Source organism: Acinetobacter sp. CY73 (assembly GCF_059515865.1).
Genome location: NZ_JCAKMZ010000026.1, coordinates 24,659 through 40,337 on the forward strand (window position 1 = coordinate 24,659; position 15,679 = coordinate 40,337).

Here is a 15,679-nt window from a genome sequence, read left to right on the forward strand (position 1 = left end):
TTTCATATATTTACACTGTGCACTTTTGTTTAATTTAACAAAATATGATTTAAACTGAGTACACCCTCTTCTGGATACTTAGATTAGCTAATTTATGTAACATTCTCTTCAATTGATTGACAGCACAAACAATGCACAATACAATCGCGAACCTTTATAGAACACCAATTTTGGAGTTTCAAAATGAAACGTACTTTTCAACCTTCTGAATTAAAGCGTAAACGTGTTCATGGTTTCCGCGCTCGTATGGCAACTAAATCTGGTCGTCAAGTTTTAGCTCGTCGCCGTGCTAAAGGTCGTCATAGCTTAACTGTATAATTCAGTTAACTTGATCGACGAGTTGGGTCTTATGACATCTTATAGTTTTAGTCCAGAGGTTCGTATCCGCTGTGCTGCTGACTATAAATGTGTATTTGATGATGCGCTTTTTAAAGTGCATCAACCCCATTTCTTGTTTTTAGCAACATGTACTAAACAGCCTAAAAGCCGTTTAGGAATTGTTGTTGCTAAAAAGAAAGTGCGTAGAGCACATGAACGAAATCGAATAAAACGTATTGCTCGAGAAAGCTTCCGCTTACATCAGCACGATCTAGATTTATTGGATATTGTGGTCATGCCTAAATCAGGTATAGATGCAGTTGCCAATGTTGATTTGCATAAGCAATTAGAATTCGCTTGGCAAAAACTACAACGACTAGTCAAAAAACATCAAAAAATAGCTGTACCTTCCCCTCAAAATTAGAGATGGCCAATGGATCGTTTATTGCATTGGTTGATTCGTTTCTATCAAATTGCGATTAGTCCGCTCCTTGGACCACGTTGTCGTTATATTCCAACTTGTTCTCAATACTCGTTAGAAGCAATTCATACGCATGGCTCTATTCGGGGTGTATGGTTAGCTACCAAGCGTGTATGTCGATGTCACCCCTGGGGTGGAACTGGTTATGATCCTGTGCCGAAGAAACCAATTCGTTTTATTTCATTTCAGCAAATAGATTCTAAAATGACTCATGTTCATGTACCCTTGCGTGAGCGTTTTTTGAACCAAAATCACTCTAACCATTTGGGGTAATCGATATGCAACAATGGGCCAGGTTTGCAATTCTCGGGGCCATGTTTGTCACCGCATATTTGCTTATTTTAGCTTGGCAAAAAGATTATGGTCATGCTGACACTGCTGTACAGTCTAAACCGGCTGCAGTTGTTGCTCATGATGTATCTGCAGACTTGCCAAATAGCCAAGCAACAGCGGTCGCAGCGTCTGACATTCCGCAAGCAAATATTGCTACTGAACAACAAAATACAGTTGCACCTACCGCTTCTGTAAACCAACAACTGATTTCAGTACAAACTGATCTTTACCATGTTTGGATTAGTCCAAAAGGTGGTGATATCGTACGTATTGAACTTCTCAACCATGACAAAAGTAAAAACAGCGATGAATCTTTTGTTATGCTGGAAAATGATGCTAAACGTACTTACGTAGCTCAATCAGGTTTGATTGGTTTAAATGGACCAGACAGCAGTCGTAGCGGTCGTCCTACATACGAATTTGAAAAAACCACGTATACGCTTGCTGATGCTAAAGCTTTGACTAAAAAAGAAGGTCAAGCAGAAAAAGTACTTTCAGTACCGATGGTATTGAAAACAGCAGATGGCGTAGAAATTATCAAGACCTTCACTTTCAAGCAAGGTGAATACCCAGTTAATGTAAGCTATCAGGTGGTGAACCGTAGTGCGCAAAACTGGCAGGGTCAGATGTTTGGTCAGCTCAAACGCGATAACTCTGAAGATCCAGGCAAGACGGACCAAGGTATCTTTACGCTTGGTACATTCTTAGGAGGGGCTTGGGGCACACCTGACGAACAATACAACAAACTCAAATTTGATAACTTTACTGAAGAAAAACTGAATGTAGAAGCTCAAGGTGGTTGGGTTGCAGTTGTTCAACATTATTTCGTCAGTGCTTGGGTTCCAGGTCATTTTGGTACACAGCCTTATTCAGCGAAATTGGAATCACGTAATTCTCCAGATGGTATGAATATCATTGGTTTTACGTCTCCAACAATTAATGTACCTGCTGGCAAAACCATGACAGTCGATGCAACATTCTACTCAGGTCCAAAAATTCAATCTGAGTTAAAGGATTTGGCTGCGGGTTTAAACCAAACTGTTGATTATGGTTGGTTATGGCCAATCGCTAAGTTATTGTTCTTAGGCTTGCAATTTTTCCATGGCATCGTGGGCAACTGGGGCTGGTCAATTATCTTATTGACGATCTTGGTGAAATTGATTCTTTGGCCATTGTCGTCTAAGAGCTATCGTTCAATGGCGAAAATGCGTGTGATTGCTCCTGAAATGCAGCGCATGAAAGAAGAGTTTGGTGAAGACCGTATGCGTTTCTCTCAAGAAATGATGGCGCTTTACAAACGCGAGCAAGTTAACCCACTTTCTGGTTGCTTACCACTCCTTCTGCAAATGCCAATTTTCTTAGCATTGTACTGGGTGCTTATGGAGTCTGTAGAACTTCGTCATGCACCGTGGTTGGCTTGGATTCAAGATTTGTCTGCAATGGATCCATGGTTCATCCTGCCATTGTTGATGGGTGTAACGATGTATGTTCAACAAATGTTGAACCCTCAACCTGCTGATCCAATGCAAGCGAAAGTGTTCAAGTTTATGCCGATCATTTTCACTGTATTTATGTTGTTCTTCCCTGCTGGCTTGGTGTTGTACTGGATTGTCAACAACAGTATTACCATCTTGCAACAAGGTATGATCAATAAATCAGTTGAAAAACAAAGCGCTGAGAAAAAAGCGAATGAAGTCACCTAAGGGTTGCTGAATAGCTGAATCGATCCGCTTAAGATGATATTCTTAAGCGGATTTTTTATTGCCAAATTTTGAGAAGATTTCATGACGACTCCCCAGCATCTAACCACTATTGCTGCGATTGCAACTCCGCCTGGTCGCGGTGGCGTCGGGGTAATTCGTCTGTCTGGACCTAAAGCGTATGCGATTGCAGAGGCACTGACACAAAAGACTTTGCCCCAATCTCGATTTGCTGGATTTCGTCATTTTTATGATGAACAAAATGAAATTATGGATGAGGGGTTGGTGATTTGCTTTCCAAATCCAAACTCATTTACGGGTGAAGATGTTGTTGAGTTACAGGGCCATGGTGGTCCAGTGATTCAAAATGCATTATTGGGACGCTTATTGGCTTTGGGTGCGACCGCAGCTAAAGCAGGTGAATTTTCGATGCGTGCTTTTGAAAATGGCAAAATGGATTTGGTTCAAGCCGAAGCCATTGCTGATTTGATTGATGCGAGTTCACAGGCAGCTGCACGTTCAGCAGTTCGATCTCTGCAAGGCGCATTTTCTAGCAAAGTGAATACCGTTTTAGAAAAACTGATTCATTTGCGTTTGCATGTTGAAGCAGCCATTGATTTTCCTGAAGAGGAAATTGATTTCTTAGCTGATGGGAAAATTCTTTCACTGCTAGAAGACGTTCAAAGTTCGGTGTCGCAAGTGCAACAATCCGCACGTCAAGGTCAGTTGCTTCGTGAAGGCTTACAAGTTGTGATTGCAGGTAAACCAAATGCGGGTAAATCAAGTTTATTGAATGCTTTAGCTGGTGTTGAACGTGCCATCGTGACAGATATCGCTGGTACGACGCGTGATGTGCTGCATGAAAAGATCACGCTGAATGGTTTGCCGATTACGTTGACGGATACGGCAGGTTTACGAGAAACAGGCGATGTGGTGGAAAAAGAAGGGATTCGTCGTGCCATTAAAGAAATTGAAAATGCCGATTTGTTGCTGTTGGTCTACGATTTGAGCCAAGGTGAAGATCCGCTTGCTTTAGCGCATAACTATTTTGCAGAACATATTGAACCTAAGCGTTTGATGCTGATTGGGAATAAATGTGATGTCACAAATCAAGTATCAGAATTGTCCGATTTGAATGGTTTTAGGCATATCACGGTGTCGGCTAAGCAAGAAACGGGCGTTCAGGCGCTCATAGAGACGATTACAGCGCATGCAGGCTTCCAACCTGAAGAAGATACCTTTATTGCGAGAACACGCCATCTGGATGCAATGAAGCGCACACAGGTTTATCTTGCAGAAGCCCATGAGCAACTCACAGTGTATAACGCAGGTGAGTTGGTCGCTGAATCTTTACGTCTTGCTCAAAATGCTTTAGGTGAGATCACGGGTGACTTTAGTGCGGATGATTTACTTGGAAAAATCTTTGGATCATTTTGTATTGGTAAATAAAATTTAGTTACTAATGTAAAATTTGCAATGAAGAAGCTGACTCATGTCAGCTTTTTTAGTCTTCGCGTTATGCTTTGTTAAGTCCGATGTACTTGTTGGAAAATTATGCTTAAGGTGTTATCAAATTTAGTTTAGAGAGAATGAAAAATGAAAAAAACACCGATGATTGTCACGGCTATATTGATGGCTTTAACCACAAATGTTTGGGCGGGAAGTTCTGATCAAAAAGTGATTGATCAAGCAGCTAAAAATAGCGTGACTGTGGCGCAAGCAACAAGTTTGGCTGATGAGACAGCCGTTAGTCTTACAGGAACGATTATTCGTCATATTCAGGCAGATCATTTTGAATTGAAGGATGAAACAGGCTCTATTCATGTTGAAGTGGATGACAAACTTGCTTCAATCCATCAGCTTAAAGCGGGTACCAAAGTCAAAGTGTACGGCGAAGTGGATACACATCGTGAAAAAGCTACAGATATTGAAGTGTATAAAATTGAGATTTTAAAATAATATTTTTAAACGAGTGCCTATTTCTTCAAGTTTAAAAATGAACAATTGCATAGGTATATCGAGGATCAGTGTTTGGCTTTAGCTCCTCACTGATCCTTCTTTCATGCGTTCTACAATATTTTTGTGTCGAAAAAATAAAATCAGAAACAATAGACCAATACTGATACAAAAAATAATGACAGCGGGTGTTAGACCGAAATGATCTGCCAAATAACCCACCGCAAGAATCGGTAAAATCGTACCTAAATATGCAACAAATAGGTAGGTTGACATCACTGCAGCGCGGTTTTCTAAGGTCGTCATTTGGTGAATGAGCCCAAAAGCACCCAAAAGTGTTAGTCCATGTCCAATACCAAATAAAATATCGCTGACAAAGAACAAAAAACTCAATTTGAACCACATACATAAGATAAGCATGAATAAGCTGAGGGTGCTGACAAAAATTCCATAATTTAAGCTTTTCACTGGTCGAAGCGAGCGTGCAAAAAATTGAACAAATGCTGAAATAAATAAGATGGTTGTAATCGCTACACCGCTCACCAATGGACCATGCCAAGGTAAAATATCTTTCACAAATGAGGGAGATAACGATGCAAATAAACTAAAAGCAGCAAAAACACAAAATGCACTAACGCTCATGATCCAAAAGTGTGGACGATGTTCGTTGTTGGGTTGTAATAGTTTCGGAGAAAAGCTAAAAGGCTGAACGTCAAAAGGCTGTGCTTTAAGAAAAAATAGACCGAATAAGCTAAGAATCGAGCCAATCACAATCGGAATATAAGGGCTGACCAAGGGTGTTGACGAAAACTGGGCAATACTTCCACCCACAAGTGGTCCCAAGCCAAAACCAATTGACGTGATGATTGAACTGAGTTGAGGGGCAATATGTTTATGGGAATCTGGGACATTTTGGATTAAGCCTAATAATGCCGATGTGGTCATCAAACCTGATGCAATACCGATAATAAAGCGACCAATGCTTAGCCAAAGTGCATTTTGCGCATATATTGAAAATATCAATCCAATGATGATGAAAACCAATCCAATTTGCATGGTTTTGACATAACCAATCGTATTACTGGTTCGACCCAAAAACAGCAATGTGGTTAAGCAACCAAACATGTACGACACAAAAATCAGCGTAATATCACTCGGCATCAAATTCCAGAGATGCTGATAAATGGGATAGAGTGGGCTGGCTAAAGCTGTGCCAATTGTCCCAATACATAAAGCGAAGCTCACCAGTATAAAGGGTTGCCATGTTTGTTGATTTTTCATGAATATGTCGCTAGAGATGAGTTGTTTTAAAGCACTCATTTTTAAGATGATATTGAGCTTATATCTCACTAAGTTAATCCAAAATCGAATCACTCCGATGAACTTAGGCTGCTATGTTTGACGAATTTCAGCATAAATCATTCATTTGTAAATTTCAGTACTTATATTCAGAACAGATTATTCCAGAATTATAATGTTTCACGTGAAACACTAGTTGAATACCTGTTATGTAAAATTTTGGGATTAAATGATAAATTTTCAGCCCCTTTTAAGCATTCGGCAGTAAAATCATTCTATGATTTCACATGAGCCCCCATGTAATGAAAAAGACTTTGTTGATCATCACGACCCTGTTTTCAACATGGGCCAGTGCCGATATTGAAACAGTGAAAAAAAACTTAGCACAGCATTATCCCAATATAAAAATTGAAAAGATTCAAAAAACAGAAATGACAGGTTTATATAGTGGGGAATATGATCAGCAAGTGGTGTATTTGAATGAAAATGCCCAACATCTCTTTATTGGTTCGATGATCCGTTTAAAAGATCAAAAAAATCTAACCAAAGAATTGGTACTGTCTCAAAACTCAGTCGATTTTCAAAAGTTGCCTCTTCAAGATGCAATTAAAAGTGTCAGGGGGAATGGTAAGCGTCAGCTTGCCATCTTTTCTGACCCAAATTGCCCATATTGTAAGACGCTTGAAGGTCATTTGAGTCAGCTGACAGATGTCACGATTTATACTTTTATTTATCCAATTAAATCGCAATCTGTAAAGCCTTCTAAACAAGTTTGGTGTTCGAACAGTAAGGCTTTAGCATGGCAAAATTTGATTCAAAAAACGATAAAACCGACTGCGTCAGCACAATGTGAAAATCCGATTGAACGTAATTTAGCTTTGGGAAAACGATTAGGTCTACAAGGCACTCCAGTGATTATTTTTTCAAATGGATTTAAATTGACAGGTGCTTATCCAGCTCAAGATATTGAAAAAATGTGGAAACAGCTTGGTTTATAAAATTCTAAACATCATCTAACTTTAAACATCATCTAACTCTAAAGATCATCTAATTAAAGATGATCGGACTAAACAACAATGCACTGAGATGTTCTTCATTAGATGAATATTAGAATTTTTTAGGCATTGTTTAACGGCTGTTCTTATTAGAAATAAAGCACATCTATCGGGTGCTTTATTTATTTGCTATTTCTTCAATCTAAGTTTAACAAATTAGTTTTTCTTGACCACTAAATTGTAAATAAAGAGTACGATAATCGCGCCAATCACAGAAGCAATAAATCCTGCTGAAGAACCTTCTGGATACAGACCAAGTAAACGACCACCATAAGTAGCAAGTAGCGCCCCAACGATCCCTAAAAGGGTGGTCACAATAAAACCCGCTTTATCTTCACCTGGATGAATAGCGCGTGCTATGAGACCTGCAATAAAACCGATAACGATGGTAACAATGAGAGACCACATAAACATTCTCCTTGATTATTCTTCAAATTTTAATGTGTACAGGAAATGGAGTTGGTAACTTCATCATCGGTTTTTTCATAATGAGTGCATAGGGACAGATTGATAATTAATGTTGTTTTTTTGTTCGAGGTGATGTTGCAGAAAAATTTTTTAAATAAAAAAGCGACCGAAGTCGCTTAGAGATATTGGCTGAGATCGATTGACTGTATTACAGACCAATTTCACCAATAAATGGAATGTGACGATATTTTTGATCGTAATCCAGTCCGTAACCTACGATGAATTTATCTTCAACTTCAAAACCAAGGAATTTTACTTCAAGTTCAATTTCACGGCGTGAAGGTTTACTCACCAAAGTACACAGTTGAATTGAGTTTGGTTGACGCGTTTCTAAAATTTCTAATACTTTGCTCAAGGTATTGCCTGAGTCAATAATATCTTCAATGACTAGCACGTCTTTACCGCGAATTTCACCATCTAAATCTTTTAAAATTTTGACATCACGTGAAGATGTAGTACCACCGCCGTAGCTGGATACAGTCATAAAATCAAGCTCATGCGGTTTGCTAATCGTGCGACATAAATCTGCCATGAAAATAACAGAACCGCGAAGTAAGCCAATCAGAACCAATTCTTTATCACTGGTTGCATAATGAGCATTAATCTGTGTACCGAGTTCTAAGACTTTTGCTTGAATTTCTTCAGCAGAAATCATGACTTTCATTTCAACGGTCATGGGTAGATACCTAAAACAACAATTCAAAAATTAAAAAAGGCGTTGACTTGCAACACCTGTAATATGCGTTAATTTTAAAACATATCGAATCTAGATGCATTACTTTTACTCATAGAATATGTAAGTTTTGCTGATCTAGTGTGCGTCACGTTTTAAAATGACAGCACAAAGGATAAACAAGCTTCCCATTAAAATATATTTTTTCTTAGATGATTTCTTTTTACTGAGTTTGTTTTTTGGTTCAGCTGACATGAGACACCTTCGTTAATTTTTGGGATAAAAATAGGATGCAAATGATCTGATTCATATTGAATGGATCTGTATTTTTAACATAGGGATGTCTCGTCATGTGTAGTGTTATTGAATAATTGAGTTTAGTTTTTCGATAAATTAGTGTGGAAATTGACTTTAATTTTTAAACGTGAATGCGTAAAGTATGTGCAAACTTAAAATGAGATAACAATATTTATGTATTTTTGGAATACCAAAGCACTAGCACACGAGCTCTCAGCCAATACGCTTGAAAAAAAACATTATAAGAATTACTACTTAATGACCGCTTTGCTGGTCACTGTTGTTTATTACTATGGGATGTATTCACCTTATTACGATGTACGCGTGATTGGGGTTGAAGGCATTGTGACACTTTTGATCATGGGTGTTGGTATTCACAGTGCTTACAAAGCCAATGGTGGTGATGACGGTGAACACTTTGTAAGTCGTATTACAGCTTTGTCATTTCCTATCTTGGTACAGACCACCGTTGCAGGTGTGATCTTTGGCTTAATTTTATTGGCTGCATATTACGGTTTAAATGTAGATCAAACCAAATTTGACCAATGGTATGAATGGTTGATTTCTGCATTTACCATTTTTTTACAGATTTTATTTTTCACACGTTTGATTGCTTATATGAAACGAGTCAAAGAACATACCATTTAATGTTTAAACCTGATAAAAAAGCGACTGATTGAGTCGCTTTTTTTATCGATGAGAACATGGAAATATTCAGGAATCAGTCGTCATTCGACAAAATAATGCGCGGCAAAATGTGCATCATTACCAATCACATCGTACACGTCTTCACGGATGGATAATCCTGAACATTCATCACCGACCATCCATAAGCCTAAAGTGGGTAACATACCTTCATGGAGTGGCGTTGGCGCCCATTTCTGCATGATGTAGCCATACTTATCATAGTCTTCAAAATGGAAGCTACCAGAAGCTTCTCCGCAATCCACATTGTTTTGAATAATGTGAATATTCGCCCCTTCCCTCGCCAAAATGGGTTTACGAACCCATTTTCCATTGAATCGGTCATTGGGATTAAAAGCATGGCTTTCAAGTAATAAGGGATGATTTGGAAATTGCTTCCAAAGCGCTACTAAAATGGCTTTATTGGACAGTAACATTTTCCAACACGGTTCAATCCACTGTGTATCAGGTTTGATAAATGTGGAGAAATGCTCTTCCCAAATCCATTCCCATGGATAGAGTTTGAATAGATGATGGATCGCTTGATCATTTAAATCGACAAACTGAGTTTGATCCCAGCCCAAATTTTCCATAGAAAGTTCGCTGACATTCAAACCGGCTTGGAAGGCAGTATCCATCAAGTATTCTAAATTGCCCCAATCCTCTCGCCCTGCTTCTTGGCAAGCAGCAAAATGGACTAAGGTTTTTGGTACAAAAAGTTGTTTCCAGCGTTCGATCAGATCTTCATGGATACTATTGAATTGATCACGATGTGGGACATTTTGAACTTCTTCAATCCAATGCCACTGTGCAACAGAAGCTTCAAGCAACCCTGTTGGCGTGTCTGCGTTGTATTCCAGCATTTTGATATTTTGCCCATCATAGGCGAAGTCAAAACGGCCATACAGCATAGGTGCTTTGGTTTTCCATGAATGTTCTATGGAGGCAATTGCAGCCTGTGGAATTTGAAAATAATCTGGGTAATCACCCGATTGAATGATTCGATCGGCAACCTGTAAACACATTTGATGCAACTCATTGGCTGCATCTTCAAGTTGTTCGATTTGTTTTAAATGAAATTCATACGATACGCCTTCGGACCAATAGATTGATCCATCTGTCGAAGGAAGATTGTAATAATCAAAACCGATATCAAGGTGACGCTGTTGCCAGTTGTCGCGCTCAGGGTAAAGGATCCTTTTCAACGCTTATCCCCCAAAAGAGCTTCCGCCACGACCAAAGCCACCACGTATAGGTGTGGATTTGGCTTGAGTATGTACATGATTTGAAATTTTAGAGGAAATTGAACGATTCCCATAAGCTGTGATCACACGACCTGCACGTTTAACTTTACGATTATTTTTATAATATTGTGGACCAATGTATCGAGAAACATAAGCACCGCCACCAGAGCTTGAACTTTGATATTCTTCTTCTTCAGGCTCGCACAGTTGATAATCCCAATCTTGATAACAGTCGTACTGATTGCTATAGATATCTTGCTGTAAAGTTTTTGAACCGCTACACGCTGTAAGTAAAAGTGGAACAACAACTAATGATATTTTTTTTGTCCGCATTAATAAAAACCTTTTCGGTTTGGTTTTATAAAAAATAAAAATGAAATTTTTATGTGGGCTAATGATATTTAGTCAGTGGAATAAAGTACAGACCTGAGAATGACTTTATTTTAAAGATTTTAAAGTCTATTGAATATTTAGATTCTCAAAAATATTGGATGGATAAACCAACTGAAATCATATTTTGATAATGCTTTAAAAGTTCATTCAAAGCATAAAAAATAGCGCCGAAGCGCTATTTTTATGGATATTCGATTTTTATATCATCAAGATTTTCAGCATTTTTGAAATGCTTTTAGATCTAGGATTGTTCAAAGGCTTTTTGACCATAGACATAAGTGGCTTGAACATTTCGATCATCACCCATGGTGAATAGCGCAAATAAAGCATCTTCAATATTTTTAGCACGCTGTTGACGCAATGTTTGCAAGGCAGTGGCATTGAGATTTAGCACCACAAAATCAGCTTCTTTACCGTGATTAAAGTTGCCTAGCTTATCCTCTAGATTTAAGGCTTTTGCACCACCTAAAGTTGCGTGATACAGCGATTCAAATGCGGAGAGTTTATCACCTTGAAGCTGTTGCACTTTATAGGCTTCATTAATGGTCTGTAGCTGACTAAATGACGTCCCTGCGCCAATATCTGTACCCAACCCCACTTTGACTTTCTTTTCCCAAGTTTTTTTCAGTGGAAATAAACCACTGCCTAAGAACAAGTTAGACGTTGGGCAAAATGCGATTGCTGAATCCGTGTCATGCATACAATCCCATTCAGCATCTTCTAAATGGACACAGTGTGCAAATACAGACTGAGACCCTGTTAAACCATAGTGATGATAGACATCTAAATAACCTTTTTGCTCAGGGAACAGTTCTTTTACCCACGCGATTTCATTTTTGTTTTCACTTAAATGTGTATGCACATACACATCTGGATATTCAGCTTTGAGTTGCCCTGCTTTTTCCAATTGCTCAGGTGTAGACGTTGGTGCAAAACGAGGCGTGATGGCATAAAGGTTACGACCTTTACCGTGCCATTTCTCAATCAACGCTTTTGATTCGGTATAGGCTGTTTCAGCCGTATCACAGAGATCTTCAGGTGCATGACGATCCATCATCACTTTCCCTGCGATTAAACGCATTTGATGGCGTTCTGCTGCTTCAAATAAAGCATCGACCGATTGTGGATGTACGGTACAAAAGACCAAAGCGGTGGTCGTACCGTTTTTCAGCAACTCATTAACAAAGAAATGCGCGATTTCATCTGCATATTTTTTATCTCTAAACTGCATTTCAGTCGGGAAGGTATACGTGTTGAGCCACTCTAAAAGCTGTTCACCATAAGCCCCGACCATTTCTGTTTGTGGGAAATGAATATGCGTGTCGATGAATCCAGGCACAATCAGCTGATCGGGATAATGTGCAAACTGCATTTCAGGAGTAATGCGAGTCTGACCTTCTTGCCACGTTCCAAACCACGTTACTTTCCCTTGTTCAGTAATCAGTAAACCATCTTCTACATATCGCACTTGGTCGTGAATTTCACGCGCTTGGGCAACCGTATTCTGAATATCGAGGAAGCGACCGCGAATCGCCGTCGTTGCAATTACAGAAGACATTAAGTTTGATCCTACATTTTATTTTTTCGATTGATTGTACCCTAAAGCCATCACATTGATTCATTACACGATCGAAACTATTCAGTCTGATTAAACGGTATAACGTTGACTCAAGCCCCAATCTGCCAAGATACGGCGATAAGTTGTTGAAGAACGATCAGCCTCAAAATGTGCTTCCATCATCAAATCCAGCGGTAACTCTTCCGGTTTTTGAGATTCGACGATCTCCTGATCTTCAGCAAAGATTTGTGCATTAAAATCATAAACGGCTTGCAGGTCACCTGTTTGATCAAAATTACGTGTCAGTGGTACGAATAATCGAGTTTGATTGACTGAAACAGGACAGCACGCATTGAGAATTTTGAGTATGCCATTGTCAGGAAAATCCACGGTTAAAATCGCTGAAAATGGTGGATAAATTTCAAAGGTGCGCTTCCATTCGAAGCCTTTTGGTTCTAAATGTTTTAACGCATGTGGGTAGTTACTCACGCCACTGATGTATGTCGATTTCAAACCATAATCTGTTTTCTCTGTATGGTATTTGGGAACGACTGGATTATCACGGTCTGCAAAGGCTTCGTGGTGTACCCATGCAAAGTGTGCAACATCAATAAAACCTTCTAACTGACGTCCTGATGAACCTGCAATATCCACAAAAGGCGGCAAAATAGATTGATGTTGGGCGTCATCCCATGTGTTTAAAACAGGAATATTATTATGTTCAAAATCACGACCATGGACACTGGTCCATACGAGGCCATAACGAAGAATGACTGGAAATTGGGTTAAGCTAAAGCGATCAGATATTTTGGTTAAATCGGGCTGTGCGGGAATTTTGGTACATTTACCTTCAGCATTGAATCTTAAACCATGATAACGGCACACGATTTCTTCGCCTTCAACCCAACCTTTGGTTAAAGGCACACCGCGGTGTGGGCAGATGTCACGAACCAGTTTGATCGCACCACTTTCTGTTTGATAAAGTGCCATGTTTAGATCGAGTAAAGTCACTTGTTGTGGCGTGGTGGAAACATCTTGAACACGTGCAACGGGATACCAATACTGCGCTAAAATTCCCCAATCATTTAAATCAAAACTATTGTTGCACGGTGCGCTGATGGGATTCAATGTTGGAATCATATTCATGTTCGTTACTCCAAATCAGCCAATTTCCATTGCAGTGAGAAAAGACTGATTGGAAATATAAAATTGCTGAGACAAAAAATGATTAAGATATTTTTATGAGGGATGCAATTTTTTTGCCAACTTGAATTGTGAGCATGAATCCAGTGTATTTGTAATAGGCTCAGGTGTTTTTAGGAAATGGAAAACCAAGAAAAATCAGATGTTTTTGAACAAAAGATAAAAAAACTCATCATGGAAAATGCTTTTTTAAGTCAGCTATTACACGATTTAAAAGGGTTTGAACCTTTGGCTTATTTAAGTGCAGGTGTGATACGAAATTGGATCTGGTCGCATTTACATGGTCAACACTATGACTTTGATCAGACTGAAATTGATGTAATCTTTTATGATGCTGAAGAGATAAATCAGCAAAGAATGTTGAGATTACATTCATTTTTAAAAGAGTTTTATCCAAATCAAAGTTGGGATATCACCAATCAAGCACATGTACATTTCTGGTATAAGACTGAAAATGGGCACACTATTCCACCCTTAAAATCGATGAGTGAAGCGCTTTCCTATTGGCCTGAAACAGCAACGGCGATCGCGGTACGGATGGATAAAAAAGACGATATTGAAGTGATTGCGCCTTTGGGTTTGAGCGATTTATTTGAATTAAAACTGCGTTGGAATGATCGATTGGTTTCACGTGGAGTCTTTGAACACAGAGTTCAAAGCAAACGGTTTTTAGAACGTTGGCCACAATTAGAAATCATGAATTAAAAAACATATTTAATGATCAAGTTAATCAAATGAATGTCTATAGCTTGAATGTGTTGAAATGAATCACTTTTAAAAAGCTCATTTAGATAAAAAGCCTTCCGTTTGGAAGGCTTTTTTATGATTGATCTAGATCAAATTACAGCGTGGTTTCGTTATATTTCTTACTATGACGAATAGACAGGATCGCCGTGATTGCAAGTACAATCACAATGAAACTGAGAGAAATCCAAATCGGCATATGGAATACATCCAGCATCAACATTTTGAAACCAATGAAGACTAAGATCAAACCTAAGCCATAAGGTAGATAATGCATTTTCGATGCTGCACCAGACAACAAGAAGAACATGGCACGTAAGCCTAGGATTGCCATTAAGTTTGCGGTTAAAACAATGAAGGGATCTGTGGTCACCGCAAAAATTGCAGGGATAGAATCGACCGCAAAGATCACATCTGATGCTTCAACTAAAATCAGGACTAAGAATAAAGGCGTTGCCCATAACACACCATTTTGACGAACAAAAAATTTATTGCCTTCGAGTTGCGGTGTGATACGCATGTGTTTACGTAACCACTTTAGGATCGCCATTTCTTCAATATTGGGATCATCGTCTTGTCCTTTCAGGAATTTAAAACCTGTATAAACCAGGAATGCACCGAAGATATAAAGAATCCAAGAAAACTCTTGAACGAACCAAGCCCCAATGAAAATAAAAATGGTTCTGAGAACAATCGCACCCAGTACGCCATAGAGTAACAGCTGGCGTTGCAATGCAGGTGGAATTGCAAAGGCAGCAAAAATCATCAGCCAAACGAAGACGTTATCAATCGCTAAAGATTTTTCAAGTAGATAACCAGCGAAGTATTCCATGACTTTGGTATTCGCAACGGCCACACCAGCTGTTTGCTCAAGATAAAGCCACAAACCGCCACCAAAAAGACTGGCAACAGTGACCCAAGCAATACTCCAATATGCAGCCGTTTTAACTTTGACTTCTTGACCTTCTTTTTGCTTAAAGCCTAAAAAGTCGATGAGTAGCATGATGGTTACAATGCCGAAAAATGCCAAATAAAGCCATAGATTGCCTATGCTTTCCATATCACTCTTCCTTTCTGGCAAATGGAAGAGGCATAAAAAAACCTTGACCAGTCGCCAGATGAATTAATAAAACATCTGAAACAACATGATCAAGGTCTTGCCTACATCTTAATAAAAATACTAACTTAAGATGCTCGGATACCGACTTTTTTCAAAGCGTAATGACGATATTCCGACACATCATTTTCAAGGTGTTTTTAATAGAACTAGATC

General features: G+C 38.9%; 17 protein-coding genes. 9 read left to right on the plus strand and 8 right to left on the minus strand.

The genetic code is table 11. The features are described from left to right. Positions 1–183: 183 nt before the first annotated feature. The 6 genes from rpmH to AC5YD2_RS12215 all read left to right on the plus strand — a co-directional run bounded on the left by rpmH (position 184) and on the right by AC5YD2_RS12215 (position 4,791). Entirely contained in the window at positions 184–318 is a 135-nt protein-coding gene (rpmH, locus tag AC5YD2_RS12190; protein ID WP_496126597.1) for a 50S ribosomal protein L34, read from the plus strand. A 31-nt stretch (positions 319–349) separates the two neighbouring features. Beyond that, positions 350–742 carry a ribonuclease P protein component gene (rnpA, locus tag AC5YD2_RS12195; protein WP_496126598.1) on the plus strand — a complete coding sequence of 131 codons (393 nt, stop codon included), beginning with the start codon at positions 350–352 and terminating at the stop codon, positions 740–742. A gap of 9 nt (positions 743–751) precedes the next feature. Further along, the gene (yidD, locus tag AC5YD2_RS12200; RefSeq protein ID WP_496126599.1) at positions 752–1,072 is read left to right on the plus strand and encodes a membrane protein insertion efficiency factor YidD; all 321 of its coding nucleotides are present in this window, start codon (positions 752–754) and stop codon (positions 1,070–1,072) included. Positions 1,073–1,077: 5 nt separating this feature from the next. After that, on the plus strand, positions 1,078–2,835 hold the full coding sequence (gene yidC / locus AC5YD2_RS12205; RefSeq protein WP_496126600.1) for a membrane protein insertase YidC: 1,758 nt from the start codon (positions 1,078–1,080) through the stop codon (positions 2,833–2,835). Between the two features lie 81 nt (positions 2,836–2,916). Continuing rightward, positions 2,917–4,281 (plus strand): tRNA uridine-5-carboxymethylaminomethyl(34) synthesis GTPase MnmE, encoded by a 1,365-nt coding sequence (gene mnmE, locus AC5YD2_RS12210; protein ID WP_496126601.1) that lies wholly within the window; start codon positions 2,917–2,919, stop codon positions 4,279–4,281. Between the two features lie 147 nt (positions 4,282–4,428). Continuing rightward, positions 4,429–4,791 carry a NirD/YgiW/YdeI family stress tolerance protein gene (locus AC5YD2_RS12215; protein WP_496126602.1) on the plus strand — a complete coding sequence of 121 codons (363 nt, stop codon included), beginning with the start codon at positions 4,429–4,431 and terminating at the stop codon, positions 4,789–4,791. A gap of 78 nt (positions 4,792–4,869) precedes the next feature. Here AC5YD2_RS12215 and AC5YD2_RS12220 read toward each other — a convergent pair whose 3' ends face one another. After that, the gene (locus AC5YD2_RS12220) at positions 4,870–6,069 is read right to left on the minus strand and encodes an MFS transporter (RefSeq protein ID WP_496126603.1); all 1,200 of its coding nucleotides are present in this window, start codon (positions 6,067–6,069) and stop codon (positions 4,870–4,872) included. A 320-nt stretch (positions 6,070–6,389) separates the two neighbouring features. Here AC5YD2_RS12220 and AC5YD2_RS12225 point away from each other — a divergent pair, with 320 nt between their 5' ends. Continuing rightward, complete coding sequence (locus AC5YD2_RS12225) at positions 6,390–7,085, plus strand: DsbC family protein (RefSeq protein WP_496126604.1); 696 nt, start codon at positions 6,390–6,392, stop codon at positions 7,083–7,085. Between the two features lie 213 nt (positions 7,086–7,298). On the opposite strand, the gene AC5YD2_RS12230 is transcribed toward AC5YD2_RS12225, so the two are convergent. Together AC5YD2_RS12230 and hpt are read right to left on the minus strand one after the other, a co-directional pair. After that, positions 7,299–7,550 carry a GlsB/YeaQ/YmgE family stress response membrane protein gene (locus AC5YD2_RS12230; RefSeq protein WP_496126605.1) on the minus strand — a complete coding sequence of 84 codons (252 nt, stop codon included), beginning with the start codon at positions 7,548–7,550 and terminating at the stop codon, positions 7,299–7,301. 208 nt (positions 7,551–7,758) lie between these two features. After that, positions 7,759–8,286 carry a hypoxanthine phosphoribosyltransferase gene (gene hpt / locus AC5YD2_RS12235; RefSeq protein ID WP_496126606.1) on the minus strand — a complete coding sequence of 176 codons (528 nt, stop codon included), beginning with the start codon at positions 8,284–8,286 and terminating at the stop codon, positions 7,759–7,761. Positions 8,287–8,754: 468 nt separating this feature from the next. Between hpt and AC5YD2_RS12240 the strand changes: the two genes are divergently transcribed. Then, positions 8,755–9,228, plus strand: coding sequence for a hypothetical protein (locus AC5YD2_RS12240; RefSeq protein WP_496126607.1), 474 nt, complete (start codon positions 8,755–8,757; stop codon positions 9,226–9,228). Positions 9,229–9,308: 80 nt separating this feature from the next. Here AC5YD2_RS12240 and AC5YD2_RS12245 read toward each other — a convergent pair whose 3' ends face one another. From AC5YD2_RS12245 to AC5YD2_RS12260, 4 genes are all read right to left on the minus strand, one after another. Beyond that, positions 9,309–10,469: a glutathionylspermidine synthase family protein gene (locus AC5YD2_RS12245; protein ID WP_496126608.1), complete on the minus strand. Its 1,161-nt coding sequence runs from the start codon at positions 10,467–10,469 to the stop codon at positions 9,309–9,311. Between the two features lie 3 nt (positions 10,470–10,472). Further along, positions 10,473–10,841: a hypothetical protein gene (locus AC5YD2_RS12250; RefSeq protein ID WP_496126609.1), complete on the minus strand. Its 369-nt coding sequence runs from the start codon at positions 10,839–10,841 to the stop codon at positions 10,473–10,475. Positions 10,842–11,142: 301 nt separating this feature from the next. Next, on the minus strand, positions 11,143–12,459 hold the full coding sequence (gene guaD / locus AC5YD2_RS12255; RefSeq protein ID WP_496126610.1) for a guanine deaminase: 1,317 nt from the start codon (positions 12,457–12,459) through the stop codon (positions 11,143–11,145). A gap of 90 nt (positions 12,460–12,549) precedes the next feature. Next, positions 12,550–13,605 carry a Rieske 2Fe-2S domain-containing protein gene (locus AC5YD2_RS12260; RefSeq protein WP_496126611.1) on the minus strand — a complete coding sequence of 352 codons (1,056 nt, stop codon included), beginning with the start codon at positions 13,603–13,605 and terminating at the stop codon, positions 12,550–12,552. 177 nt (positions 13,606–13,782) lie between these two features. On the opposite strand from AC5YD2_RS12260, the gene AC5YD2_RS12265 reads away from it, so the two are divergent. Further along, complete coding sequence (locus tag AC5YD2_RS12265) at positions 13,783–14,367, plus strand: nucleotidyltransferase family protein (protein WP_496126612.1); 585 nt, start codon at positions 13,783–13,785, stop codon at positions 14,365–14,367. Between the two features lie 136 nt (positions 14,368–14,503). Here the strand turns inward: AC5YD2_RS12265 and AC5YD2_RS12270 are convergent, their stop codons facing one another. Beyond that, positions 14,504–15,466 carry a TerC family protein gene (locus tag AC5YD2_RS12270; protein ID WP_496126613.1) on the minus strand — a complete coding sequence of 321 codons (963 nt, stop codon included), beginning with the start codon at positions 15,464–15,466 and terminating at the stop codon, positions 14,504–14,506. Positions 15,467–15,679: the final 213 nt, after the last annotated feature.

Bases quoted from the DNA above. Each gene is read 5' to 3' on its own strand.
- hpt (WP_496126606.1), bottom strand. From the start codon at position 8,286: ATGACCGTTGAAATGAAAGTCATGATTTCTGCTGAAGAAATTCAAGCA.
- rpmH (WP_496126597.1), top strand. From the start codon at position 184: ATGAAACGTACTTTTCAACCTTCTGAATTAAAGCGTAAACGTGTTCAT.
- AC5YD2_RS12220 (WP_496126603.1), bottom strand. From the start codon at position 6,069: ATGAAAAATCAACAAACATGGCAACCCTTTATACTGGTGAGCTTCGCT.
- mnmE (WP_496126601.1), top strand. From the start codon at position 2,917: ATGACGACTCCCCAGCATCTAACCACTATTGCTGCGATTGCAACTCCG.
- AC5YD2_RS12240 (WP_496126607.1), top strand. From the start codon at position 8,755: ATGTATTTTTGGAATACCAAAGCACTAGCACACGAGCTCTCAGCCAAT.
- AC5YD2_RS12250 (WP_496126609.1), bottom strand. From the start codon at position 10,841: ATGCGGACAAAAAAAATATCATTAGTTGTTGTTCCACTTTTACTTACA.
- AC5YD2_RS12230 (WP_496126605.1), bottom strand. From the start codon at position 7,550: ATGTGGTCTCTCATTGTTACCATCGTTATCGGTTTTATTGCAGGTCTC.
- guaD (WP_496126610.1), bottom strand. From the start codon at position 12,459: ATGTCTTCTGTAATTGCAACGACGGCGATTCGCGGTCGCTTCCTCGAT.
- yidD (WP_496126599.1), top strand. From the start codon at position 752: ATGGATCGTTTATTGCATTGGTTGATTCGTTTCTATCAAATTGCGATT.
- rnpA (WP_496126598.1), top strand. From the start codon at position 350: ATGACATCTTATAGTTTTAGTCCAGAGGTTCGTATCCGCTGTGCTGCT.
- AC5YD2_RS12270 (WP_496126613.1), bottom strand. From the start codon at position 15,466: ATGGAAAGCATAGGCAATCTATGGCTTTATTTGGCATTTTTCGGCATT.
- yidC (WP_496126600.1), top strand. From the start codon at position 1,078: ATGCAACAATGGGCCAGGTTTGCAATTCTCGGGGCCATGTTTGTCACC.
- AC5YD2_RS12260 (WP_496126611.1), bottom strand. From the start codon at position 13,605: ATGAATATGATTCCAACATTGAATCCCATCAGCGCACCGTGCAACAAT.
- AC5YD2_RS12215 (WP_496126602.1), top strand. From the start codon at position 4,429: ATGAAAAAAACACCGATGATTGTCACGGCTATATTGATGGCTTTAACC.
- AC5YD2_RS12265 (WP_496126612.1), top strand. From the start codon at position 13,783: ATGGAAAACCAAGAAAAATCAGATGTTTTTGAACAAAAGATAAAAAAA.
- AC5YD2_RS12225 (WP_496126604.1), top strand. From the start codon at position 6,390: ATGAAAAAGACTTTGTTGATCATCACGACCCTGTTTTCAACATGGGCC.